We start from the raw sequence: 23365 nt of genomic DNA, 5'->3' as shown, positions 1-23365 counted from the left end.
AACGCTCATTTCTCGAGGCCCTTCGGACGGGTCCCGATCACTCCGCTGCTTGCCAGCCTGGCCAGTTCTTCGTCGGTCAGCCCGCACCGATCGCGCAGCACCTCCCCATTGTGCTCGCCGAGCCTCGGCGGTGGGCGCAGCAGCCACCTGTCCTGGCCGGTCAGCTTGGCGAACGGCGGGCAGGGATACAGGCCCGCGCCGGTGCTCGGGTGGCTCAGTGCCTCGAGGAATCCCCGGTCCCGCAGTTGCGGGTTCCCGGTCACCGCCGACGGCGACACCACGGGCGCGGCGGGAACGCCGGCTCCGGCCAGCCGCTCCACCGTCGACTCCAGCGGCTGCCCGGCGAACCAGTCCCGCAGCCGGCCATCGACCTCGTCGGCCCGCTCGCGCCGTCCGGCGGCGGTGGCCAGCCGCTCGTCGCACCAGGCGGGCCGGCCCATCACCCCGACCAAGGCCAGCCATTGCCGGTCGTCGCGCACGGTGACGGCGATCCAGTCGTCCTCACCGGCGCACCGGTAGAGGTTCTGGATGGCGTCGCAGTGGCCGCGGTTGCCTCGCCTGCCCAGCGTCACCCCGAACACCTCGGCCTCGATCGCCTGTATCGCGGTGGCGTTGAGCACCGTTTCCAGCATCGGCAGCTCGACCTGCTGGCCCGATCCGGTCCGTTCGGCGAAGCTCAGCGCGGCCAGCACGGCGAAGGCGGCGTGCACGCCGGCCAGCGGATCGCAGGCCCCGCGCGGCGTCACCGGCGGGGCCTCCGGCAACCCCGTCACCCAGGCCAGCCCGGCGATCTGCTCCATGGTCGGGGCGAATCCGACCCGGTCACGCCACGGGCCGTCCAGCCCGAACGCCGGCATCCGGGCGACGACGAGCCTGGGGTTCACGTTCAACAACACGTCGGCGGTGAGGCCGAACTGCTCCATCACCCGCGGTGAGAAGTTCTCGATCACGACGTCCGCGCCGGCCGCCAGGTTCTTGAACAGCTCGCGTCCCTCAGCGGAACCCAAATCCAGTGTGACGGAACGTTTGTTGGTGTTCATCGCGTGGAACACCCAGCCGTACTCCCACCAGTCGTCCACGTCGGTGCGCATCCCGCCGGAGTAGCGGATGCCGTCGGGCCGCTGGATCGACTCCACCTTGACCACGTCGGCGCCGAACGCGGCCAGCAGGTGTGTCGCGGCCGGTCCGGCCCAGAACGCGGTGAGGTCGACGATGCGCACCCCTTCGAGCGGCAGCCCCCGCGGCGCCAAGTCCCCGGACTCTCTTCTCTCCCAGGGCTCCTCGGCGTTGGCGTCACCAAGCGCCGGTGTGGTGCCCGGCGGCGCGGGGGCGCACGCCGACATCAGCCACGGCGGCCGGGGTTGGTGAAAGCCGGCGGGGTTGCGGGCGAACACGTTTCGTTGCTTGACGTACTCGAGATCACGGATGGTTGAGCCGTTGCCCAGCGCCGCGATCGGCAGCCGGAACAGCTGCCCGAGCTCGACGATCTCCGCGACGGTCCGTTCGGCCAGCCACGGGCCGATCTGTTCCCGGATCAGGTCGCGGTAGGCCCACCTGCCGATCTGGAAACGCAGCTGTTCGATCTCTTCCAGCTGGGGGCACTCGACCATCGCGCAGAAGTCGAGCCACTGCTGGCCCGTGACCATCGTGATCCCGACGTAGCCGTCCTTGGCCGGTTCGATGGAAGGCACCTCGAGGGTCCGGCGGATCGGCGGGACGCGCAGCAACTGCGAATGCAACCATTCGCTGCTCTGCATCGCGGTCAACGCCTCGAGCATGGACAGGTCGAGGTGCTCGCCGGGTCCGCCGCGTTCGACGCGTCGGCGCACCGCCAGTGCGCCGAACGCCGCGTACACCCCGCCCATGTACTCCCCCAGGTCGCCGCCGATCGCGATCGGGGGCCCCGCGGGATCGCCGCGAAAGCCCGGCGAGCCGGCCCAGGCCTGCAGGGTGAATTCGCTGGCGGCGCGGTCGGCATGCGGTCCGTCCCAACCGAAGTCGGAGATGGTGACGACGATCGCTTGCGGCGATTCGGCGAGCAACCGTTGCGGATCGACGCCCAGCGCCGCCGCCCGCGACCGGCCCGCGGTGATGACCACGACGTCGGCGGCGGCCAGGATGGCGCGGTATCGCTCGGAGTTTGCCGCGACGGTCAGGCTGCGCTTGCCGGCGTTGAGATAGTCGAAGAACGGCGAGGTGTCGCCGTCGGGCACCGGAGAGCAGGTGGCCGAGTACCGACGCAGCCAATCCCCTTGCTGCGGCTCGACTTTGCGCACCTGCGCCCCGGCATCGACCAGGAGCTTGCCGCAATAGCTGCCGGCTATCCGGTCGCTGATCTCGACGACACGCAACGCGTCGAGCGGTGTCGGCCGACGGCCGGGCTCGCGCCTCACCCGGCTATTTATACCATTACTGCTAAAATAGCTAAGCCAGCCGAGCACGCGAGGATTGGATGACCACCCTGGGAATTGGCCAAGACGCCCGTCGCCGACTCTCGGCGCCGAGGATCGCCGAAATCGTAGCCGACGAGTTACGCCGCCAGATCATCGACGGCGAACTCGCCGATGGCGATCTCCTGCCGCGCCAGGAGGTGCTCGTCGAGCAGTTCAACGTCAGCCTGGTGTCCCTGCGCGAGGCGCTGCGAATCCTGGAGACGGAGGGGCTCGTCTCGGTCCGGCGCGGCAACCGCGGCGGCGCCGTGGTGCACGCGCCCGCCAAGACCAGCGCGGCCTACATGCTCGGCCTGTTGCTGCAGAGCGAGTCCGTCGAGGTCGCCGACCTGGGCTTCGCGCTGCGGGAGCTCGAACCGGCCTGCGCCGCCCTGGCGGCCCAGCGGCCCGACCGGGCGGACACACTGGTGCCGGATCTCAAGCGGGTCAACGAGTCGATGGCAGAAAATCTCGACGACGGCCGGCTCTTTACCGAAATCGGCCGTGAATTCCACGATCTCGTGGTCCGCGGGTGCGGGAATCACACCATCATCGCCGTGGTGGGCAGCCTGGAGACCCTGTGGACGAGTCACGAGCAGCGTTGGGCGGATGAGAGCGCGGCCAGCGGCACCTACCCCTCGCTGGCGCAACGCCGCGCGGTGCTCGCCACCCACGTCAAGCTGACCGAGACCATCGCGGAGGGCGACGTCGACCGCGCGCGCCGCATCGCCGGCCGCCACCTCGCCGACACGCAGACCTATGTGCTGTCGGGCCGGCCCGACCAACGCATCTATGCGCTGTCGCCGCAGGCCCTTTCGCGTTCGGGGTCCCGCTCGCGGGACATCCGGCGTCCCTGACGTTGATGCGAACCGCACTAGTCACCGGCGGCAGCGGCGGGATCGGCAAGGGCTGCGGCCGCAAGCTGAGCGAGCTCGGTTACGACGTGGTGCTCGCGGCGCGGCGCGAAGCCCCGCTGCGCGCGGCCGCGGCGGAGCTGGGCGCCCGCCACCTCGTGGCCGACGCGTCCGACCCCGACGGATTCGCCTCCGCCATAAGCGGTTTGGGGAGGATCGACCTCGTCGTGCACGCGGCCGGCACGCTGGGCGGAACCTACGCGCGCAAGCAGACGTTCGAGCAGTGGCGGACCATCCTCTCGGCGAACCTGGATTCGTGTTTCGTGGTGACCGCCGCCGCGCTGCCCCTGATGCGCGCGGGCTCCCGGTTCGTGTTCATCTCTTCCTCGGCGGCGCATGAGCCGATGATGGCGCGGACGGCCTACTCGGCGTCGAAGGCCGGCATGAACGCGTTTGCCCGCGCCCTGGCGCTCGAGGTCGACCGCGACGGCATCGCCGTGCACATCGTGACGCCCGGCCCGGTGGAAACCGAAATGCTGCAGGACGTTCCCTTCGAGATGTACGCGATCCAGGTGTCCGACGTCGCCGAGGCGGTCGCCTGGCTCGACACGGTCGACCCGTCCGTCGACCTGCCGGAGATCCGGCTGTCCGCCGTGCAACGCGGTCCGTACGCCCGGCCGCCGGTGGTTCCTACGGAAGCCCGGCGCCGGCGCCAGCGAACGCCTTGATCACCGACTCCCCGAACTCGTGCAGCGAATCCGGGACCGCGAAATCGGCGAACCACACGTAGAACCGCTGCACGCCCTGGGCGGCCAGGCCGGCGAAGTGCCCGATCAATTCGTCGGCGTCCCCGCAGACCAGGCCCGACCCCAGGTTGCCGAATCGCCGGGCACTCACCTCGCGCACCTTGTCCGGGTCGCTGCCTGTCCGGACAAATCCCACCATCTGCTGGACCGACACGCGCGCCGGCCCCGCTGCGGGTGCCAGCTCGGGCAACCTGTCCAGGTGGTTGGCCGGCACGTTCCACCAATCCGCGTATCTGCGAACGAGTTCCATCATCCGGGGCCCGGTGCCACCCAGGACCAGCGGTATGGGATGGGATCTGCGCGGAGCCTGCGCGGCGTCGCCCTCGTCGTCGCCCCAGTACTGCCTGATCAGCTCGAGGTGCCGCCCGAGCTCGGCGACCCTGGCCTTCGGATCCTGCTGGCCTACATGGAATCTGGTGAATTCGGCGGGCCAGGACCCTGCGCCGAGGCCGAGCTCGAACCTGCCCCCCGACGCGTCCGAGAGGGTGACGGCCTGCTTGGCGAGCACGGCGGGGTGCCGGAAGGCGTCGCACAGCACCAGGTGGCCGATCCGCAACCGCTCCGTTTTGGCCGCCACCCAGGTGGCGATGCCCATTGCCTCCCAAATGTTTTCGTCGGCCAGCCCCGGCGCCTCGAGGTGATCGATGAACGCCACCCCGTCGAAACCGCCGGCCTCGGCATGGCGGGCCCGCTCCGCGATGTCGGCCGGAGACAACCGCACCTGCGGCAGGAACAGATACCACTCCACCATGGGGCCACCTATGCTCGCGCCGATTGCAACAAAGCCGCTAGTTTACTATTTTTATTATGTTAGGGGTCTTATGGATGTCGGTCTGACTTCGGAGCAGCTGTCGCTGCGCGACACCGTGCGCGGCATCCTGCGCACCGAGTGTCCCCCCGACGCCGCCCGCCAGGCCCTGACGGACCCCGAACGCTGGCGTGCCCCGTGGAAGACGGTCGTCGACCTGGGCTGGACGGAACTCGCCTCGCCCGACGGCGGCGACTACGGGCCCGTCGAGACCGCGGTGGTCCTCGAGGAATGCGGGGCCGCGCTCGCGCCGATCCCGTTGCTCAGCAGCGTCGGCCTGGCCGCGGGCGCCCTGCGGTCCAGCGGCCTGGACGCGGTGCTCGCCGACATCGCCGGCGGCGTCGTCGCCACGCTCGCCGTCCACGCGAAAGGGTCCCGCCTGCCGGGCGCACCGATGACCTTGCGCGGCGGACGCCTGCGCGGACGGGCCGTTGCGGTTCCGAACCTGACCCGCGCGGAACTGGTGGTCACGCTGGCGCACGCCGACAACGGTGTGATGGTCGCGGTCGCGCGCTGCGACAGTGCCGGCGGCGTGACCGTGGTGCCGGTCGAGTCGACCGACCCCGCCCAACCGGTGGCCGACGTCGAGATCGAGGCCGAGCCGGTGGCCGCCGCGGCGGTGGAGCTCGAGGCGGCGCTGGCCGCGCCGCTGGTGGCCGCGGCCGCCGACCTGGTCGGCGTGGCGAGCGGCGCGCTGCACCGCGCGGTCGAGCACGCCAAGGCGCGCCGCCAGTTCGGCGCGCCGATCGGAGCCTTCCAGGGGGTCAAACACGCGCTGGCCGACAACCACGTCGCCGTGGAACGCGCGCGCAGTCTCACCTATGCGGCCGCGGCCCGGCTCGCCGATCCGGACGCCGGGGACGCCTGGACCGCCGCGGCGCTGGCCAAGGCGGCGGCCGGCGATGCGGCGGTGAATTGCGCTCGCACCGCGGTGCAGGTGCACGGCGCGCTCGGTCAGACCTGGGAGCACGACATCCACCTCTACGTCCGGCACGCCTGGCAGGGCGCCGCACTGCTGGGCGACAGCCGCGCGCTCTACCACGAGGTGGGCCGCCGGTTCGCGGGAGGCGCGGGATGACGGCTGTCGTTGAGGAATTCGGCAGGTGGCTGTCCGACTTTCTGCCGAAGGACTACTACGAGCGGTATCGCGAGTACCGCTGGGACCTGACGCTGCGGCGGGACTACCAGCGGGCCGCGTTCGAGGCCGGATGGCTCCAGCCGACCTGGCCCCGCGAGCACGGCGGCCGGTCGCTGGGTCTGCGCGACGCGATGGAGGTCCGGATCGAGGGCGCGCTGCGCTCCGCGCCCAAGCTGCCCAACATCCAGGGGCCCGGCGTTGCCGCGCCGGGCATCCGTCAGTTCGGCACACCCGCCCAGATCGACCGGCTACTGGTTCCCCTGCTGCGCGGCGACGAATGGTGGGCGCTGGGCATGTCCGAGCCGGAGGCGGGATCCGATTTCGCCGGGCTGCGCACCCGGGCCGAGCGCGATGGCCCCAATGGTCAAGTCTTCCGCGTCAACGGCCACAAGATCTGGACCACGCAGGCCCACCTGTCGCGGTGGTGCACCCTGTATGCCCGCACCGATCCCGAGGCACCCAAGCACCGCGGCATCTCCTGCCTGATCCTCGACCTGCAGGCGCCCGGGGTGCGGGTCGAACCCATCCGCATGGCATCGATCTCCGACGAGACGTTCTGCGAGGTCTTCCTCGACGACGTCGAGGTGCCGGTCGAGAACCTGCTCGGGCCGCTGCATGGCGGCTGGAACGTGGCGCTGTCGTCGCTGCATCACGAACGACAGATGATCTGGATCATGAACTGGGTCGAGATCAAGCGCGGGCTCGACGCGGTGCGCCGGGCGCGGCCGACCGACGACATCTGCGCCGAGCTCGGCTCGCTGCTCGCCGACGCCGAGGCGCTGCGGGCCACCGGATACCGCGCGCTCGGCAACGAGCTGGCGGGCCGGCCCAGCCCCGAGGCCGACATCCTCAAGCTGCTTGGATCCGTTACCTTGCAACGGGTTTGGGAGCTGGCCGCGGTCGCTCAGGGACAGGATGGGGTGAGCGATCCGGATCTGCTGTTCGAACGCCAGGACGCGCTCGCCGCGACCATCTACGGCGGAACGTCGGAAGTGCAGCGCAACATCATCGCCGAGCGGCTGCTCGGGCTGCCGAAGGGATGACCACGATGGATTATGACCTCGGCGAGGACGCCGCACAACTGCGAAACCATCTGCGCGAGCTGGTTTCTCAGCACATCCCCGCCGACTTTCTCGGCGCCTGCACCGAGAATCCGCAGGATCTGGCCACCACCGAGACGTTCTGCAAGCTGCTGGCCGCCGAGGGCCTGCTGGCGCTGGCATGGCCGAAAGAGCATGGCGGCGGCGGTGGTTCGGTGTGGCAGCAGACGGTGTTGCGCGAGGAGATGTGGGCGCAGCACGAGCCGCGCGGACCGCAGTACATGGGGATCAACTGGGTCGGCCCCGCGCTGATGCGCTACGGCACGGCGGAGCAGAAGGCCAAGCACCTGGCGGCCATCGCCTCCGGCGACGTCATCTGGTGCCAGGGCTTTTCCGAGCCGGAGGCCGGGACCGACCTCGCCTCGCTGCGCACCCGCGCGGTCAAAGACGGCGACGGCTGGCGCATCACCGGCCAGAAGGTGTGGACGTCGTACGCGCTGATGGCATCGTGGTGCGTGCTGGCCGCCTGCACCGATCCGGAGGCCCCAAAACCGAAGCGGCTCACACTCTTTCTGATCCCGATGGACCGGCCCGGCTTCACCGTGCGGCCCATCGGGTCGATGCTGGGACCCCATCACCTCAACGAGATGTTCCTCGACGACGTGCAGGCCTTCCCCGGCGACGTCCTCGGCGAGGTCGGCGACGGGTGGCGGGTGATGCGCGAGGCGCTGGCGTTCGAGCGGGTCGGCATCGCGCGCTACGCGCGGTGCGAGTCGCTGCTGGACCGGATGCGCAGGCAGCTCGGCGAGGACTGGGACTCGTTGCCCGAGTCCATTCGCGCCCGCTGGGTGCGCGCGCTCGCCGACTTACGGGTGGCCAGGCTGCTGGCGTACCGGGCCATCTCGCTGCAGGACGACCCGTCGGCCGGCGCGGCGGCCAGCGCCGCCCGCATCGCCACCACCACCTGCGACCAACAAGTTGCCGAGCTGCTCTTCGACGTGCTGGGTCCCACGGCACTCGACAGCGGCACGTCGGCGCCGCTACACGGGGCCATCGAGGACCATTGGCGCTACGCACAGGCCGCCACCGTGGCATCGGGCACCATCGAGGTGCAGCGAATGCTGGTGGCACGCGACGTTCTGGGAGAGCACAGGTGAAAACCGAACTGCCGCAGGATATCAGCGACTTCGCCGCCGTCGCCGCGAAGCGACTCACCCGGTTGGGCGGTCCCCCGGCGGCGCTGCGCGCCGAGGCCGACGACGGTGTGCGGGATGCGGCGCGCATGGCCCTGAGTGACGTCGGCGCGTTCGACCTCGACGTGCGGTCGTCGAACGATGACCTGTTGGCCGCCGCGGTACTCTGCCAGGCCGCCGGCGCCAGCGCCCTGCCCTATCCCGTCGTCGAAGAACTGCTGGCGATCGACGGCGCCCGCCTGGCGCTGGTCAACCCCGAGGCGCCGCGCATCGACCACGGCGACCTGCCGGGCGAGTGGGTCGCCGCCGACCTGGACGGTCACCGCTACCGCCTGCGGGCGGCGTCGCGCACCACCTCCAAGCTGGGTCCGTTTCTGGTGCCGGCCACGTTGAGCGCACCCGACGGGACCGTTCCGGTCGGCGACGTTAACCTTCATCTCGTGCTGGGATCATGGCGGATTCTGGGAGCCCTGCAGCAGTCGCTGCACATCGTCACCGACCACGTACGCGCCCGGGTGCAGTTCGGCAAGCCGCTGGCGGACTTCCAGGCCGTCAGGTTCGCGGTGGCGGACGCCGCCGTCGGGGTGCGGGGCCTCTACGAACTCGCGAAATATACCGTTTCCCGACCGGAATCGCTACCGGTGCAGGTGCATTCGGCCGACGCGCTCCTGCTCCGGTACAAGGCCGCCGACACCGCGCGACAGGTGCTGCGCACCTCGCACCAGCTCCTCGGCGCCCTGGGCTTCTGCGACGAGTCCGACGTCAGCGTTCTCGACCGGCACACCCAGCCGCTGATCCGGTTGCCGCTGAGCGCCGAGGCGCTGGCGCTGCGCCTGATTCCCGACGTGCGCGACGGCCACCTGGAGACGCTGTTCAGCGGGCCGGTACCCGCATGACGACCGAGCCTGTTGAATCGGGCGTCGCTCTTAACCCGCTCGAAGACGGCATCCCGTTCGGAACCAAACTCCAGCAGCTCGCCGAAGAACGGCGCGACGCTCCGGCGGTGACCGTCGTCGCACTCGACGGCACCTCCGAGTCGCTGACCTTCGGTGAACTCGACGCCCGCGCCAACCAGTGGGGGCGTGCGCTGGCGGCCAACGGCGCCGGCCCGGGTTCCCTTGTCGCCCTTGCTATCCCGAACTCAGTGCACCTGATGCTCGCCGCGCTGGGGTGCTGGAAGATCGGCGCGGTTCCCGTCCCCATGCATTGGGATCTGCCCGAATGGGAACGCGACCGGGTACGCGACGTGATCTCCCCCGCCGTCGTCGTCGACGAACGAACCCGGTGGGAGCTGCAGTCGCGCGCGGCCGGCGAATCCGCGAGCCCGCTGCCCGCGGCGGTCTCCCCCCACGCCAACGGGATCTGCAGCAGCGGGTCCACCGGTGTCCCCAAGGTGATCCTCAGCTTGGCGCCGTCGCTGTGGACGCCGCAGCACGGCGAGCCGTTCCTGTCGAACTGGACACCGGTCGCGCAGCCGCAGACCATCATGGTGCCCGCGCCCATGTACCACACCAACGGCTTCGCCACCTTCTTCTTCCTCCTGGCCGGTGACCACCTGGTCGTGCTCGAAAAGTTCGACGCGGCACTGGTTTTGGACGTGATCGAGCGCTTCCGGATCACCAACTTCACGGCCACGCCCACGATGCTGGCGCGTATCGCGGCGCGGCCCGACATCCGGCAGCGCGACCTGTCCAGCGTCGTGTTCATCCTGCAGGGCGCCGCGGTGATGCCGCCGTCGCTCATGCACACCTGGTTCGAGCTGCTGAGCCCCGAACAGATCGTGTCCGCCTACGGCATGACCGAGAACCTCGGACTCACCGCATTGCGCGGCGACGAGTGGCTCGCCCATCCTGGCAGCGTCGGACGCGGGTTCCGGGACACCGAGATCCGGATCCTGGACGCCGGCAGGACACCTCTGGGGCCCGGCGAACACGGCGAGGTCTACCTGCGTTCACCGATGGCCGCGGGATCGCGATACCTGGGCGGGGCGGCGCCGCTGCCGTCGACCGACGACGGCTTCCGTTCCGCCGGCGACATCGGGTACCTCGACGAGGACGGCTACCTCTACATCGTCGACCGCCGCGTCGACATGATCGTCACCGGCGGCGCCAATGTCTTTCCGGCGGAGGTGGAGTCGGCGCTGGCGGGCCATCCGGACATCGCCGACGTGGTGGTCATCGGGCTCGTCGACGCGCGGTGGGGCCGACGCGTGCACGCGGTGGTTCAGCTCGCCGACGGCGCGTCACTGACCGAAGAACAGGTGATCGAGTACGCCAAGAGCCGGCTCGCGCACTATAAGGCGCCGAAAACCGTCGAGTTCGTCGACGCGATCCCGCGCACCGCGGCCACGAAGGTCAATCGTTCGGCGATGATCGAGGCGCGGGGCGGCTAGCGGCCCGAAGTCGGCTCATCGCCCTGCACTTCGGCGCGGGGCCGGGCGACAGTCTGCCGCACGCGGGCGATCGCGGGAACCCGCTTCGATGTCCAATGCGCAGTTCTAGCCAAACCGTGCTCAGACGGTAACGGTCACGACAGGGATGCCGGCGGTTTGCCACCGCTCGCGAACTGCGTTGACGTGGTCGGCAGGAGTGGAAAGCAACAAGCCGAAGGCGGCGGGTGGGTTGAGTTCGTCACGGTAGTAATCCCTGTAGAAGGGCATGGTGTTCGCAAACCACGAGAAGCGGTCGGGTTGTTCGGCGAGGATGAGATGTGCATCGGTTATCAGTGTGAGATAGCCGGGAGCCTGTGGCCTTCCGGTAGCTGTGGTCACCATGTTGTCCAAGTCGCGCATTACATCATCGAATGCATCCATGTTGCGCCCGAACCATGGCGGAAAGTGCCATGCCTCGGCGAAGGCGTCGTAAAGCGCATCGCGAGTCGTGGTGTGTAAGCCCTCGATTTTTCGAAGCTCGAACCGGACAGGGGGCACCAAAGTCGGGGGTATGGGGCCGTGGACACCCACGCACGCCTCGTGACCAGCGGCCCCTTGAGCGAATTCGGCTAAGTCCATGGTCAGACGGCAACGGTCACGACAGGAACGCCGGCGGATTGCCACCGCTCGCGAACTGCGTCGAGTTCACTGGTCGGAGCCGACAGCAATAGGCCGAATGCTGCTGGCGGGTCAGCTTCGTCACGATAGTAATCTCGATAGAAAGCGATTTTCTTGGCAAACCAGGAAAATGCTTCGGGTTGATCAATCAGAAGCAACTGCGCGTCAGTTATATCAGTTAGGTAACCGGGAGCGGGCGGTTTACCTTCGGCCGTATTAATCATGTTGTCCAAGTCGCGCATGAAGTCATTAAATGCGTTCATATTGCGCCCGAACCATGGCGGGAAGTGCCACGCTTTGGCGAAGGCGTCGAAGAGAGCATCGAGCGTTTTCATGTGCGCTGCGTCGACCGTTCGAAGCTCGACGCCGACCGGAGGCACCAAAGGCGTTGGCATCGCGCGGTGTAGACCAATGCACGCCTCGTGAGCTGCCGCCCCTAAGACGAACTCGGCTAAGTTCACAGTTCTGTGCCTCCGCTAACGAATCCTGTGGAATGTGCCGTAATGATCGGTGGTGTACCAGGCCGATCCATCGCTTCCGGTGATGATGCGCTCATCGTCACGGGCCTGGCCCGGTACTTTCGGGTTGACGTCCCATTCTTGGTAGGTAATCGGCTTGCCGGATGCATCCGTCGTAGGCAATGGATCGCCGTCGTTTTCAAAGAGCCTCCCTCCCCTAGTGCCTGGCGCGTTCGCAGCCTGAGGCCATTTCCCAGCGTCTATTTGGTTCAATGTGTCTCGCACGTTCTGCGGTATCTGTGGTTGGCCACCGGGCGCATGGGGCTGCTCTGGCGCCGGCTGCGTCCAGGACGGAATGTCCGTGCGTATGGCCTCTTTGCCAGGCGAGTATTGTACGTTCGCCGAATTCAATTGCCCTTCAAGCTGCGACTTCCACGAATTGTAGGTCCAGGCTTCTTGGTTGTAGGCGTTCACCGCATCCAAATTGGTGGGGTCAGGCCGCCAAGAATTGTGGCGCTCGATGTCTTTCATCAACTGCTCGTATGCCCGTTGCGCTGCCTCCACCGATTTCGGTACCGGTGGGCTGGCCCACGAAGGGGTAGGCGGCGGCCGTAGCGGCGGCTCGCCCGGTGACGGAGGGGGAGGCGGCGGAACGGGCGGTGTCGGAGCAAGCGGCATCGGGGTGGGTGGCGCCTGCGGCATTTCGCCCGGACCGGAGCCGAGCATTTGGGCGCCGGGGCCACCGGGTCCACCAGGGCCTGCACTATTGGGCGGCGGCGGCCCGGGCGGACCGCTTTGCGGCGCGGCAGGCTCGGGGCTCGGCGGCGCGGCTGGCTCCGGGCTCGGCGGCGGCGGTGGCTGCGGCGGGGACTTCAGCTTCTGGGCGGTGTCGCCAAGGTCCAGCTGCGGTGGTTGCGGTGAGGTGGCGACGGTGGGCCGGGGCGGTTCGGGATGGACGTAGGCCAGCGGCTGCGCGGCCGTCGTCGGTGAGCTGGTGGTCAGGAGGGCGGCGGCGACCGGCCCCGGCAGCGCCGCTGCATTGAGCATGCCGGGGCGCGCGCCGCCGGCCTGCTCGGCGGGTGGTGGGGTGAAGCCGTCGCCGGGGGGCCGCACGAAGCTGGTCAATCCCGCGCCCGGATAACTGCCGACCGAACTCGGCCCAGGCACCGATCCTGGTCGCGGACTTAGGCTTTCGGCCCGCGACGCGAACGCCTGGTCGATCTGGGCAGCGGTCAGCCCCTGACCGCCCGGTGTCGCCACGTTCGGCGCGGGAGGAACCGCGGCCTGCGGGGGCCTGGCGAACATGCCCGAGGGGGCTTGCGGAGCCTTCGCCACCGGCTGGGCAGGGGTGTGTGTGGTCGCCATCGGGGCAGCACGGGACGTCGCGGCCACCTGCGATACCGCCATGGCCGGGGTAATCGCCGCTTGGACGGCTTGCTCGCCGGCCTGCATCGTCGCCCCGGCCGCGCTCATCGCCGCGTTTTCGGCCAACCCCGCCGCAGCCGCCGCCGGCGCCCCAGCCACCGCCGGCGGGAACGGCACCATGAGCGCCGCCGTACTCGCGCGCAACACCGCCCCATAGGCCGCACCCGCGGCGGCATTGCGCGGCCACATCTGCCCGTAATACTCCGCATTCAAAGCCGCGATCCGCGGGGTCAACGCCCCCAACACGGTCAAATTGATCTGCTGATCGGCGGCCTCTTCCATCCGATTGGCCACCGCCTGCTCAGCGGTCACCATCGACGCCAACGCCGTCTGATGAGCGGCAGCCGCCGCCGCCACATGCGGCACCTTCTCCAACAACGCCGCGGCCAGCAATTCATGCTGGGTATCCAGCGCGGTCTGCGACGTTGCCGAGGCCGCCGCACCCGCGCCCTGCCAACTCGTGCCGTAGGTTGCTCCGCCGGACACCGTCGAGGTCGCCGCGATCGTCTGCAGATTCGTCGCCTCAGCGCTCAGCGTTTCGGAATACGCCAGCGTGGACGCCGGCCCCGACCCCGACATCAACGCCGTGTAGTTGGCCTCCGGGCTGAACGTCGGCCACGGATGCCCCATTGCAACTCCCCTACCGCTACAGCGAGATCGCCGCCGCGCGGACCGCCTCACTGGCCACCGTCGTCACCCCCGCCAACGACTGGGCATCAGAAAACAGCCCGCGCTGGGCGGCATGCTCGGCAGCCGTCGCCACATAAGCCGCACCCACCGCGGCCAGTGCCGCGGCGAACTCCGCCGAATCGGCATCCGCACCCATCGGCAGAACTCCCAACAACGTCGGCGCGCCCGCGGTCGCACCAGCGCCAGTCTGGGCAGCCAATTCCGCCTGGGCCGCGGCCGCAGCCCTCACTTCCGCCGGCTCCATCGCAAAAACCATCGCCGATTACCTCCCCACGGGCGTATAGCGGCCATCCTATGCCCGCCGCCACCGCCACAGCACCTCACCAATCAGCGCTCGGCCTCGACGCTCGGCGCGACCAGCTGCGGGCCGACCCGTGTCGGCCGCTTTCGGTATACTCGAACGCATGTTCGAATTGAAGCGGGTGTCGCGGGAGGCCGTTGCCCGGTTGGACGAGATGATCGAACGGTGCCATCCGTCCAAGACGGCGGAGTCGGCGGCGTTGCTGGAGCAGATCAGCGCGGCGACGCGCGCCGAGAACCGGCAGGCCGCGGTCCAATTGGAGTTGATCGGGCGGTTGTTTGCTTACCGACTGTCGCGGTGTTCGGACACCGAGGACTGGGCCGTCGACACGATGGCGGCGGTGGCCGCGGAGCTCGCCGCGCACCTGCGGATCAGCCAGGGGCAGGCGTGCAGTCGGCTGCGCTATGCCCGCGCGCTGCGCGAACGCCTGCCGAAGGTGGGTGAGGTGTTCAAAGCCGGGGACATCGACTACCGGACGTTTCAGACCTTGGTGTATCGCAGCGATCTGATCACCGATGACGAGGTGTTGGCGGCGGTGGATGCCGAACTGGCCGCCGCCGTGACGCGCTGGCCGTCGATGACGCAGGGCCGGTTGGGCGCCCAAATCGACAAGATCGTGGCCAGAGCTGACGCCGATGCGGTGCGACGACGCCGCGAGCGCGTGGCGGACCGCGAGGTCTGGATCGGTCCGGTGGGCGACGGGCTCTCGGACATCAGCGCGACCGTGTTGACTCCGGATGCCCAGGCACTCGACCAGCGCCTGACGGCGTTAGCGGCCACGGTGTGCGCCCACGATCCGCGCACTCGCGACCAGCGCCGCGCCGATGCCCTGGGGGCGTTGGCCGCAGGCGCCGACCGGCTGGGCTGCCGGTGCGGGCGAGCTGATTGCGCGGCCGCAAAACGCCCCCCGGCTGCTCCGGTGGTGATTCATGTGATCGCCGAGCAGGCCACCGTTGACGGCCGCTCGCCAGCACCCGCCTCGGCGCTCGGCGCCGACGGGCTGATCACCGCCGACCTGGTCGCCGAGCTTGCCAAGTCGGCCAAGCTGATGCCCCTCGTCCACCCCCTCGACGCCCCACCGGAGAAAGGCTATGTGCCGTCCAAGGCGCTGGCCGATTTCGTACGCTGTCGTGACTTGACGTGCCGCTGGCCCGGTTGTGACCACCCCGCCATCGACTGCGACCTCGACCATACGATCCCCTACGCCGCCGGCGGGCGCACGCACGCATCAAATCTCAAGTGCTACTGCAGAACTCATCATTTAGTGAAGACGTTCTGCGGCTGGACCGACCAGCAGTTGCCCGACGGGACGCTCGTACTGACCTCCCCGGCCGGGCAGACCTACGTCACCACCCCGGGCAGCGCGCTGCTGTTTCCCGCGCTGTGCGTACCGACCGGTGCTATGCCGCCCGCCGAAACACCGGCCCAAAAGCCGTGTGCCGAGCGCACCGCGATGATGCCCAAACGGCGACGGACCCGCGCGCAAGACCACGCCGCGCGGGTGGCCACCGAACGCCGCCACAACCGCAACGCCCGCCTGGCCCGAAAAGCCGCCAGGCCCAACTACTTCAGGCTCCCCCCACCCGCCGACGACGAGGACCCGCCGCCGTTTTAAGGACGGCTTTTGGGATCGGTAGCCGGCAGCACACGCGAAGCTTTCGCAAGTCGTCGGCCGTGACCTGCGGCCGCCAAGAGCGAAAGGAACGCGTCGTGCAGTCCGTCCGGAAGTTCAAGAAGGTCTTCGCGGGTGCCCTGCTGTCGGGCGGCCTGGTGGTCGCCGGTCTCGGTCTCGGCGCCGGCACCGCGCAGGCCGACAACCCCGATTGGGGCCCCGCCCATCACTGGTGCCCGGGGCAACCCCTCCCGGCGAACGGTAACCATGTCACCGACCCCTTCCGGGGGTGGAACATGAGCGTCTGCCACACCTACTACTACCTGTATCCCGGCATGGGCAACGTCTCCAACATGATCTGGGACGGCGACAACCCGCCGCCGAAGCCGCCACCCCCACCGGCCCTGATCAACAGAGACAACTGCCAGCAGATACTCGGCATCTTCTGCCCCAAGGCGTGACCGAGCGACGGGTCGTCGGGCGGCGCCGCGCGCGGTAACCTCATTCTCATGGCTGAACCGAACGAGGAAGCCGAAGTGACGCGCGGCGACCGCTTCATCAAGACGGCCGTCGAGATACTGGGCGAAACGGGACGCACCGACTTCACCGTGCAGGAGGTCGTCGCGCGCTCGAAGACCTCGCTGCGGGCGTTCTACCAGCATTTCAGCGGCAAGGACGAGCTGCTGCTGGCGCTGTTCGACAGGACCATCGCGCAATCGGTGCAGGGCTGGCGCGCCGAGACCAACGGGCTGGACAGCACGGCCGCGCTGAAGCTGGTGATCGACCGGGTCAGCCAGCAACCGGAGTCCACCACCCAGGACAGCCTGAACAGGGCCCTGACCCTCTACAACCAGCACCTGGCCGAGACGCGACCGCGTGACTACGCCCGGGTGCTGTCCCCCCTGCACCAACTGATCCGCGACATCGTCGGGCAGGGCATCACCGAAGGGGTCTTCAATCCGGGACTCGATGTCGGGTCCGCGGCCGCGATCGTCATGCAGACGATCATGGGCGCGCAGCGATTGCATTGGCTCGGAACGGAATTGATCAGCACACCGATCGACGCCGGCCAGCTGTACGACTTCTGCAGCCGCGCGCTCGGCATCCGGGACACCGACGAGGAGACGGCCCAGCCCTCGCTGGCCGAACTGTTCGCCCAAATCGGCATGCGGCCTGGCACCCACAATGGCGAATTCGCGATGACGATGCCGGTCAGCCCGCACGTGACCAACACTTCCGGCGCCCTGCAGGGCGGCCTGATCGCCACGCTCGTCGACGTCGCGGGCGGACAGTTCGGGCTGGAATACCTGCAGCCGGGAACCACGATGACGACCGCCGACCTCTTCGTCCGCTACCTGCGGCCGATCAAGCAGGGCGCCGCGCGCGCGGTGCCGCGGATGTTGCGAGCCGGTCGCCGGGCGATGGTCATGCAGGTCGACATCTACGGCGACGGCGACGAACTCGCCGCGACCGCGACGGTGAACTTCGCGATCATCAGCGGAACGACCCCGACGGCGGGGCTGCGGGCCGGCGACTAGGCCACTACACGCCGCTCGGCAGAAGTGGTAACGTCATTACCACCTACCGAGAATCCAAGACTTCTCCCAAGGAGATCGCCATGCCGTCTCGCGAACTTTCCTTCCCCGTGTTCGACGCCGACAACCACATGTACGAACCGCAGGAGGCGCTGACCAAGTTCCTGCCGGAGAAGCGCAAGAACGTCATCGACTACGTGCAGGTGCGCGGTCGCACCAAGATCGTGGTACGCGGCCACATCAGCGAGTACATCCCCAACCCGACGTTCGAGGTGGTGGCACGCCCGGGAGCCCAGGAAGACTATTTCCGCCACGGCGCGCAGGGCAAGAGCTACCGCGAGATCCTGGGCGAGCCGATGAAGGCCATCCCCGCCTTCCGCGAACCGGGCGCGCGACTCGAGGTCATGGACGAACTGGGCATCGACTATGCCCTGATGTTCCCGACGCTGGCCAGCCTGGTCGAGGAGCGCATGAAGGACGACCCGGAGATGACCCACGACGTCATCCACGCGCTCAATCAGTGGATGTACGAGCAGTGGTCGTTCAACTACCAGGACCGCATCTTCGCCACCCCTGTGATCACCCTGCCCATCGTCGAGCGTGCGCTCGAAGAACTCGAGTGGGTCCTGGAGCGCGGCGCCCGCACCGTGCTGGTCCGCCCGGCGCCGGTGCCCGGATACAAGGGCAGCCGGTCGTTCGGCCTCGAGGAGTTCGACCCGTTCTGGCAGGCCTGCATCAAGGCCGAGATCCCGGTGTCGATGCACGCCTCGGACAGCGGCTACTCGGAATTCGCGAACGTGTGGGAGCCCGGCGACGAGTTCCTGCCGTTCAAGCCGACCGCGTTCCGCAGCTTCGCGATGGGCCACCGGCCGATCTTGGACGCCATGGGTGCGCTGGTGTGCCACGGCGCGCTGTCGCGCAACCCGGAGCTGCGGATCCTGTCGATCGAGAACGGCGCCGACTGGGTGCCCGACCTGTTCAAGGGCCTCAAGGGCGTCTACAAGAAGATGCCCCAGTCGTTCAGCGAGGACCCCATCGAGGCGTTCAAGCGCTGCGTGTACATCACCCCGTTCTGGGAGGACCGGTTCACCGAGATCGTCCAGATGGTGGGCACCGACCGGGTGCTCTTCGGCTCGGACTGGCCGCACCCCGAGGGCCTGAAGGACCCCATCTCCTTCGTCGACGAGCTGACCGACTTCAGCGAGGAGGACGTTGCCAAGATCATGGGCGGCAACCTCATGAAACTGATGAAAGTGTCCGAGCCCGCGAAAAAGCCGGTCTCAGCCTGAGCGGTCGGCGTCGTCGAGGATGGAGACGACGCCCCTGGTCTCGAACACCGCGAGGCGAACGTCGGCGGTTGTTTGGTGGCCGTGCTGGCGCAGGATCGCTTCCAGGTCCTCCGATGACGGCGTCCGGATCGCTCATCTGACCGGAGGTACCCGCACACGCCCGGCGTAACCGCCGCGGGCCGCCGACGCTGCGCGGCGTGGCCGCCAAACGAACTGATCGGGTGATTACGTGGCGGGCGTTGATAATCTGATTATCTACGTGTGCAAACACCTCGAAGGGACGGCCAGATGGTCGCCAAAAAGGATTGGGACAAGACCGTTGGTGCGGCGGACGAAGTTCGCCGCGTCTTCGAGAATGTTCCGGCGATGCTGGTCGGCCTGAAAGGCACCGAGCACCGGTTTGTCGCGGTCAACGCGGCCTACCGGGCGTTCAATCCAACGGGCAACCCGGTGGGAAAGCGTGCGGTCGAGGTGTTCCCCGAGCTGGAGAGCCAGCAGATCTATCAGATGTTCGACCAGGTGTACGAAACCGGCGAACCGCAATCCGGGACGGAGTGGCGGCTGCAGGCCGACTACGACGGGTCGGGCATCCAGGAACGATACTTCGACTTCGTGGTCACACCGCGCCGCGGGGACGACGGGTCGGTCGAGGGTGTGCAGATCATTTTCGACGATGTCACCGAGCGGGTGCGGGCACGGGCGGCCGCCGAGGCGCGGATCGATGAGCTCTCCGAGCGCTACCGCAGCGTGCGAGATTCGGCCATCGTCATGCAGCAGGCGCTGCTGGCCCCGTCGGTGCCGGTCGTTCCGGGCGCCGACATCGCCGCGGAGTATCTCGTCGCCGCGGAGGACACCGCGGCCGGCGGCGACTGGTTCGACGCCATGGCCCTCGGGGACCGGCTGGTTCTCGTCGTGGGCGACGTCGTCGGCCATGGCGTCGAGGCCGCGGCGGTCATGTCGCAATTGCGCACGGCACTGCGGATGCAGATTGCGTTGGGGCACAGCATCATCGAGGCGCTCGAGGCGCTCGATCGCTTCTGTGAACATGTGCCGGGGTCGAAGTCGGCCACCCTGTGCGTGGGTTCCCTCGACCTCGTGACGGGCGAATTCCAGTACTGCACAGCCGGACACCCGCCACCGCTACTGGTGAGCGCCGGCGCCGTCTCGCGGTACGCCGAGCCGTCGGGCGCGGGACCTCTCGGCAGCGGCACGGGATTTCCGGTGCGCACGGAGGTGCTGGAGGTGGGCGACTCGGTCCTGCTCTATTCCGACGGCCTGATCGAACGCCCGGGCCGGCCGCTGGGCGCCAGCACCGCGGAATTCGCCGAATTGGCGGCGAATATCGCCGACGGCAGCGGCGGCTTCGTCATCGGCGCGCCGGGACGCCCGATCGACCGGCTCTGCTCGGAGACACTGGAGTTGCTGCTGCGGTCGACCGGTTACCAGGACGACGTCACCCTGCTTGCGGCGCAACGGCGCACGCCACCGGCACCGCTGCGCGTCACGGTGGACGCGACGATCCAGGCCGCGCGCACGATCCGCACGCGGCTCCGCGGCTGGCTCACGGAGATCGGCGCCGACGCCGACGACATCTGCGACATCGTGCACGCGGTCTCCGAATTCGTGGAAAACGCTGTCGAGCACGGGTATGCGGCGACCGCGGCCCATGGTGCGCCAAATGACGTCATCGTCGAGGCCGCGCTGTCCGGCGACGGCAACCTGCATGCCTCGGTGATCGACCACGGGCACTGGAAGGACTACCGCGAGGGCCAGCAGGGCCGCGGGCGCGGACTCGCGATGGCCGAAGCGCTGGTGTCCCAGGCGCAGGTCACGCACGACGACGGCGGTACGACCGCCAGCCTGACGCACCGCCTGTCGCGCCCGGCCAACTTCATCACCGCCGCGACCGTCAGCCGGTCCACCCGCCGGCGACCCGTCAACTCCGAATTCGTCTCCCTGGTCGGAGGTGCCGGCCACATCGTCGTCAGCGGCGACGTCGACACCACCACCGCATCCACCCTGGACCGGCAGATCGCCGTCGAAAGCCGTTCCGGCATAGGGTCGTTGACCATCGATCTCAGCGGGGTCACCCACCTGGGCTCGGCCGGCGTCAGCGCGCTGGCCGCCGCCCGCGACCGGGCCCAGACGCAGGGTGGCGCCTTGGTGCTGGTGGCCCCTCCGGGCAGCCCGGCCCATCACGTCCTGTCGCTGGTCCAGATGCCCTTTGTCAACAACGTCAGCGTTGATCCAGACCCTGGCCGTGCCGGACCTGGCTGAACGGCACCCCACGGTCGGCGGCGTATTCGCGCGGGAAGCCCAGCACGCGCTCGCCGATGACGTTGCGCGCCATCTCGGTGGTGCCGCCGCCGATGGCGACGTTCTGCCGGGACAGGTACCTCAGCCCAGTCTCCAGTCCCTCGCCGAATTCCCCCACGACTCCGGCACTTCCGGCGATCGCCAGGGCGGTGTCCATGTCCAGGGTCACAGTCTCGGAGTGAAAGAGCCTGATCAACGTTCCGGCGGCGGGTGGCAGCACGCCGTCCCGGACGTTGCGGAACACGTGGTCGATCAGTTGCTCGGCCACCGCGCGGTGCACGAGCACCCGGCCGGCCATCTCGTGGACGCGTTCGTCGTCGGCCCGGCCCGTCTTCTCGGCGAGGGCCACGTAGTCGACGGGCTTGGAAGAGCCGCCCTCGCTGCCGCTGCCACTGGCGAACTCCGAACCCTGCCCGACCGCCCGCCGTTCGTGGTACAGCTGCCGCGAGGCCACCGCCCAGCCGCCGTTGACCTCGCCGACGACGGCGTCGTCGCCCACGTCCACACCGTCCAGGAACTCCTCGCAGAACTCGGTGGATCCGCTCAGCATCGTGATGCGCCGCAACGTGATTCCCGGATGGGCGATGGGCACCAGGAACATGGTCAGCCCTTCGTGCTTGGGCACATCCCAGTCGGTGCGCGCCAGGCACAGTCCGTAGTCGGCGGCGAACGCGCTGGTGCTCCACGTCTTGGCTCCGTCGATCACCCAACGGTCGCCGCGCCGTTCGGCCCGGGTGATCACACCGGCCAGATCCGAGCCGCCGCTGGGTTCGCTCAGCAGCTGCACCAGCACCTCGTCGCCGCGCAGCGCCGCGGCGATGTGGCGCCTCTTTTGCTCCTCGGTGCCGGTGTCGAGCAGCGTGGCGCAGCAGATGGTGAACGTGGGGGTGTTGAGGATCAACGGCATCTCGTAGCCGAAGGACTCGGCGTCGAACGCCTTCTGGTATTCGTAATCCAGGCCCAGTCCACCGTATTCGCGGGGGAAGCAAATGCCCGCGAATCCCGCTTGATAGAGCCGCTTTTGCAATTCTCGGGCGCGCCGCCACGACCGCTCGTCGTCGCGCGGGGCGGGCGGCGGGTGCTCGGGGTCGATCGCGGGCATGTTGTCCGCCAGCCACTCCCGGGCGCGCGCGGCGAACGCCGTAACCGATTCCGTGGTGGTCATCCGGCGTTCGTCATCGATCGGGCCGCCTTCTCCGCCGCGTACACGCGAAGGTTGTGTTCCTCGGGCGTGCCGAACATGGAGCGGTACAACGTAACTCGCCTCAGGTACAGGTGCAGGTCGTGTTCCCACGTGACGCCGATGCCGCCGTGCATCTGCACGCACGCCTGGACGACCCGCACGGCCATCTCACCGACGTAGGACTTGGCGATGCTGGCAGACAGGCCCGCGTTGGGCGAGCGGGCGGCGACGTCGGCGACCGCGGCCGCCGTGGTGGCGCGACACGCTTCCAGCCACAACTTCATGTCGGCGAACCCGTGCTTGAGCACTTGGTAGGACGCCAGCGGGCGGCCGAAGGTGTGCCGGTCCAGCGCCCATTGCGCGGTGAAGTCGAACACCGTCTGCAGGATGCCGACTACCTCGGCGCACTGCAGCACCTGGGCGATCTGGCTCTGCCGGTCGATCAGGGCGGCGGTCTCGGTCGCGCTGCCGACAACCGCGGACGGCCCCACGACCACCGCGTCGAAATGCACGCGCGCGTATTGCTTGACCAGGTCGACCGACTGCTGAGGTTCGATGCGGACGCCCGCTGCGTCCGTCGGGACCAGGAACTGACGAATCTCGCCGCCGCATCGCGCCACGACGAGCAGCACCGCGGCCTGGGCGCCGGCCTCGACCCGGTCCTTGGTGCCGGTGATGGTGAAGCCGGCGTCCGTCCGGGTGGCCGCCGCCGACGGGTCCAGCGGCTCCCAGGCCCGGCCCGGCTCGCAGACCGCCCACGACGCGACGGTTGCGCCGGACATCAGCGACTCGATGGTGTCGACGTGCGACCGCGGGTCGGCGCACTCGGCGAGCGCGGCCAGCACCACGCTGACGGGATACAGCGGTCCCGGCGCGACGGTTTTGCCGAGTTGTTCGGCGACCATGGCCAGGTCCTCGAGACCGCTGCCCGAGACGCTGCCGCCGCCCAGCTCCTCGGGCACCAGCAGGGCCGTCCAGCCGAGTTCGGCGGCGCGTCGCCACCACGCCGGGTCGAAGGACTGGCCGGCCGCGTGCAATTCCCGCACGCGACGCAGCGGCGCTTCTTTTTGTAGAAAGGCCTGGGTCGTGGAAGCGAAGAGTATCTTTTCGGGAGAGTCGACAGCGGTCATGATGCCGGAGCATTCGGGAGAAAGCGTGGGTGGTTGATCATCCGCCTGGTCGGTTCTCGTCGGGATTCGCTGGGGATTCTGATGTTAGCAACGAGCAATACCGTAAGAG

Annotated in this window: 21 protein-coding genes; 12 read left to right on the top strand and 9 right to left on the bottom strand. The window is 68.7% G+C overall.

Going from position 1 to position 23365, the window contains the following annotated elements; translation table 11 throughout:
- Positions 1-5 precede the first annotated feature (5 nt).
- Positions 6-2393 carry a CoA transferase gene (locus A5696_RS08025; RefSeq protein ID WP_067876063.1) on the bottom strand — a complete coding sequence of 796 codons (2388 nt, stop codon included), beginning with the start codon at positions 2391-2393 and terminating at the stop codon, positions 6-8.
- Between the two features lie 59 nt (positions 2394-2452).
- On the opposite strand from A5696_RS08025, the gene A5696_RS08020 reads away from it, so the two are divergent.
- Both A5696_RS08020 and A5696_RS08015 read left to right on the top strand, forming a co-directional pair.
- Entirely contained in the window at positions 2453-3286 is an 834-nt protein-coding gene (locus A5696_RS08020) for a FadR/GntR family transcriptional regulator (RefSeq protein ID WP_067876060.1), read from the top strand.
- Positions 3287-3291: 5 nt separating this feature from the next.
- The gene (locus A5696_RS08015; protein WP_067876596.1) at positions 3292-4011 is read left to right on the top strand and encodes an SDR family oxidoreductase; all 720 of its coding nucleotides are present in this window, start codon (positions 3292-3294) and stop codon (positions 4009-4011) included.
- Here A5696_RS08015 and A5696_RS08010 read toward each other — a convergent pair.
- A complete protein-coding gene (locus A5696_RS08010; protein WP_067876056.1) occupies positions 3974-4840 on the bottom strand; it encodes an LLM class flavin-dependent oxidoreductase in 867 nt (288 codons plus the stop codon). The two genes, A5696_RS08015 and A5696_RS08010, sit on opposite strands and share 38 nt — an antisense overlap.
- Before the next feature lie 70 nt (positions 4841-4910).
- Between A5696_RS08010 and A5696_RS08005 the strand changes: the two genes are divergently transcribed.
- The 5 genes from A5696_RS08005 to A5696_RS07985 are packed head-to-tail and all read left to right on the top strand — an operon-like array spanning position 4911 to position 10660.
- A complete protein-coding gene (locus A5696_RS08005) occupies positions 4911-5975 on the top strand; it encodes an acyl-CoA dehydrogenase family protein (RefSeq protein WP_067876053.1) in 1065 nt (354 codons plus the stop codon).
- Positions 5972-7078, top strand: coding sequence for an acyl-CoA dehydrogenase family protein (locus tag A5696_RS08000; protein WP_067876050.1), 1107 nt, complete (start codon positions 5972-5974; stop codon positions 7076-7078). The genes A5696_RS08005 and A5696_RS08000 overlap by 4 nt, the downstream gene beginning before the upstream one ends.
- Positions 7075-8232: an acyl-CoA dehydrogenase family protein gene (locus A5696_RS07995; RefSeq protein ID WP_197516914.1), complete on the top strand. Its 1158-nt coding sequence runs from the start codon at positions 7075-7077 to the stop codon at positions 8230-8232. Before A5696_RS08000 ends, A5696_RS07995 begins: the two co-directional genes overlap by 4 nt.
- Positions 8229-9164: an acyl-CoA dehydrogenase family protein gene (locus A5696_RS07990; protein WP_067876046.1), complete on the top strand. Its 936-nt coding sequence runs from the start codon at positions 8229-8231 to the stop codon at positions 9162-9164. Before A5696_RS07995 ends, A5696_RS07990 begins: the two co-directional genes overlap by 4 nt.
- The gene (locus A5696_RS07985; protein WP_067876042.1) at positions 9161-10660 is read left to right on the top strand and encodes a class I adenylate-forming enzyme family protein; all 1500 of its coding nucleotides are present in this window, start codon (positions 9161-9163) and stop codon (positions 10658-10660) included. The genes A5696_RS07990 and A5696_RS07985 overlap by 4 nt, the downstream gene beginning before the upstream one ends.
- A 120-nt stretch (positions 10661-10780) precedes the next feature.
- Here the strand turns inward: A5696_RS07985 and A5696_RS07980 are convergent, their stop codons facing one another.
- The 4 genes from A5696_RS07980 to A5696_RS07970 are packed head-to-tail and all read right to left on the bottom strand — an operon-like array spanning position 10781 to position 14146.
- Positions 10781-11278, bottom strand: a complete 498-nt coding sequence (locus A5696_RS07980) for a barstar family protein (RefSeq protein WP_067876039.1) — start codon at positions 11276-11278, stop codon at positions 10781-10783.
- A gap of 2 nt (positions 11279-11280) precedes the next feature.
- Entirely contained in the window at positions 11281-11778 is a 498-nt protein-coding gene (locus A5696_RS26970) for a barstar family protein (RefSeq protein ID WP_156738297.1), read from the bottom strand.
- 15 nt (positions 11779-11793) lie between these two features.
- Positions 11794-13830: a ribonuclease domain-containing protein gene (locus A5696_RS29115; RefSeq protein ID WP_082968956.1), complete on the bottom strand. Its 2037-nt coding sequence runs from the start codon at positions 13828-13830 to the stop codon at positions 11794-11796.
- A gap of 16 nt (positions 13831-13846) precedes the next feature.
- Entirely contained in the window at positions 13847-14146 is a 300-nt protein-coding gene (locus A5696_RS07970) for a PE domain-containing protein (RefSeq protein WP_067876034.1), read from the bottom strand.
- A 148-nt stretch (positions 14147-14294) separates the two neighbouring features.
- Between A5696_RS07970 and A5696_RS07965 the strand changes: the two genes are divergently transcribed.
- The 4 genes from A5696_RS07965 to A5696_RS07950 all read left to right on the top strand — a co-directional run bounded on the left by A5696_RS07965 (position 14295) and on the right by A5696_RS07950 (position 18627).
- Positions 14295-15806 carry an HNH endonuclease signature motif containing protein gene (locus A5696_RS07965; protein WP_067876031.1) on the top strand — a complete coding sequence of 504 codons (1512 nt, stop codon included), beginning with the start codon at positions 14295-14297 and terminating at the stop codon, positions 15804-15806.
- A gap of 95 nt (positions 15807-15901) precedes the next feature.
- Entirely contained in the window at positions 15902-16264 is a 363-nt protein-coding gene (locus A5696_RS07960; protein WP_156738296.1) for a hypothetical protein, read from the top strand.
- Between the two features lie 48 nt (positions 16265-16312).
- The gene (locus A5696_RS07955; protein WP_067876025.1) at positions 16313-17341 is read left to right on the top strand and encodes a hotdog fold thioesterase; all 1029 of its coding nucleotides are present in this window, start codon (positions 16313-16315) and stop codon (positions 17339-17341) included.
- A gap of 80 nt (positions 17342-17421) precedes the next feature.
- Positions 17422-18627 carry an amidohydrolase family protein gene (locus A5696_RS07950; protein WP_067876022.1) on the top strand — a complete coding sequence of 402 codons (1206 nt, stop codon included), beginning with the start codon at positions 17422-17424 and terminating at the stop codon, positions 18625-18627.
- On the opposite strand, the gene A5696_RS29110 is transcribed toward A5696_RS07950, so the two are convergent.
- Positions 18619-18732 carry a hypothetical protein gene (locus tag A5696_RS29110; protein ID WP_369803311.1) on the bottom strand — a complete coding sequence of 38 codons (114 nt, stop codon included), beginning with the start codon at positions 18730-18732 and terminating at the stop codon, positions 18619-18621. The genes A5696_RS07950 and A5696_RS29110 overlap by 9 nt on opposite strands.
- 183 nt (positions 18733-18915) lie before the next feature.
- On the opposite strand from A5696_RS29110, the gene A5696_RS07945 reads away from it, so the two are divergent.
- Positions 18916-20904, top strand: a complete 1989-nt coding sequence (locus A5696_RS07945; protein WP_067876019.1) for a SpoIIE family protein phosphatase — start codon at positions 18916-18918, stop codon at positions 20902-20904.
- Here A5696_RS07945 and A5696_RS07940 read toward each other — a convergent pair.
- Positions 20864-22108: an acyl-CoA dehydrogenase family protein gene (locus A5696_RS07940; protein WP_067876016.1), complete on the bottom strand. Its 1245-nt coding sequence runs from the start codon at positions 22106-22108 to the stop codon at positions 20864-20866. The two genes, A5696_RS07945 and A5696_RS07940, sit on opposite strands and share 41 nt — an antisense overlap.
- Positions 22105-23256, bottom strand: coding sequence for an acyl-CoA dehydrogenase family protein (locus tag A5696_RS07935; RefSeq protein WP_067876013.1), 1152 nt, complete (start codon positions 23254-23256; stop codon positions 22105-22107). Before A5696_RS07935 ends, A5696_RS07940 begins: the two co-directional genes overlap by 4 nt.
- Positions 23257-23365: the final 109 nt, after the last annotated feature.

It is taken from the genome of Mycobacterium sp. E2699, from assembly GCF_001666745.1.
Classification (GTDB): domain Bacteria; phylum Actinomycetota; class Actinomycetes; order Mycobacteriales; family Mycobacteriaceae; genus Mycobacterium.
The sequence above is the reverse complement of the archived record's forward strand: the minus strand, read 5'-3'. Positions and strand labels throughout refer to the sequence as shown.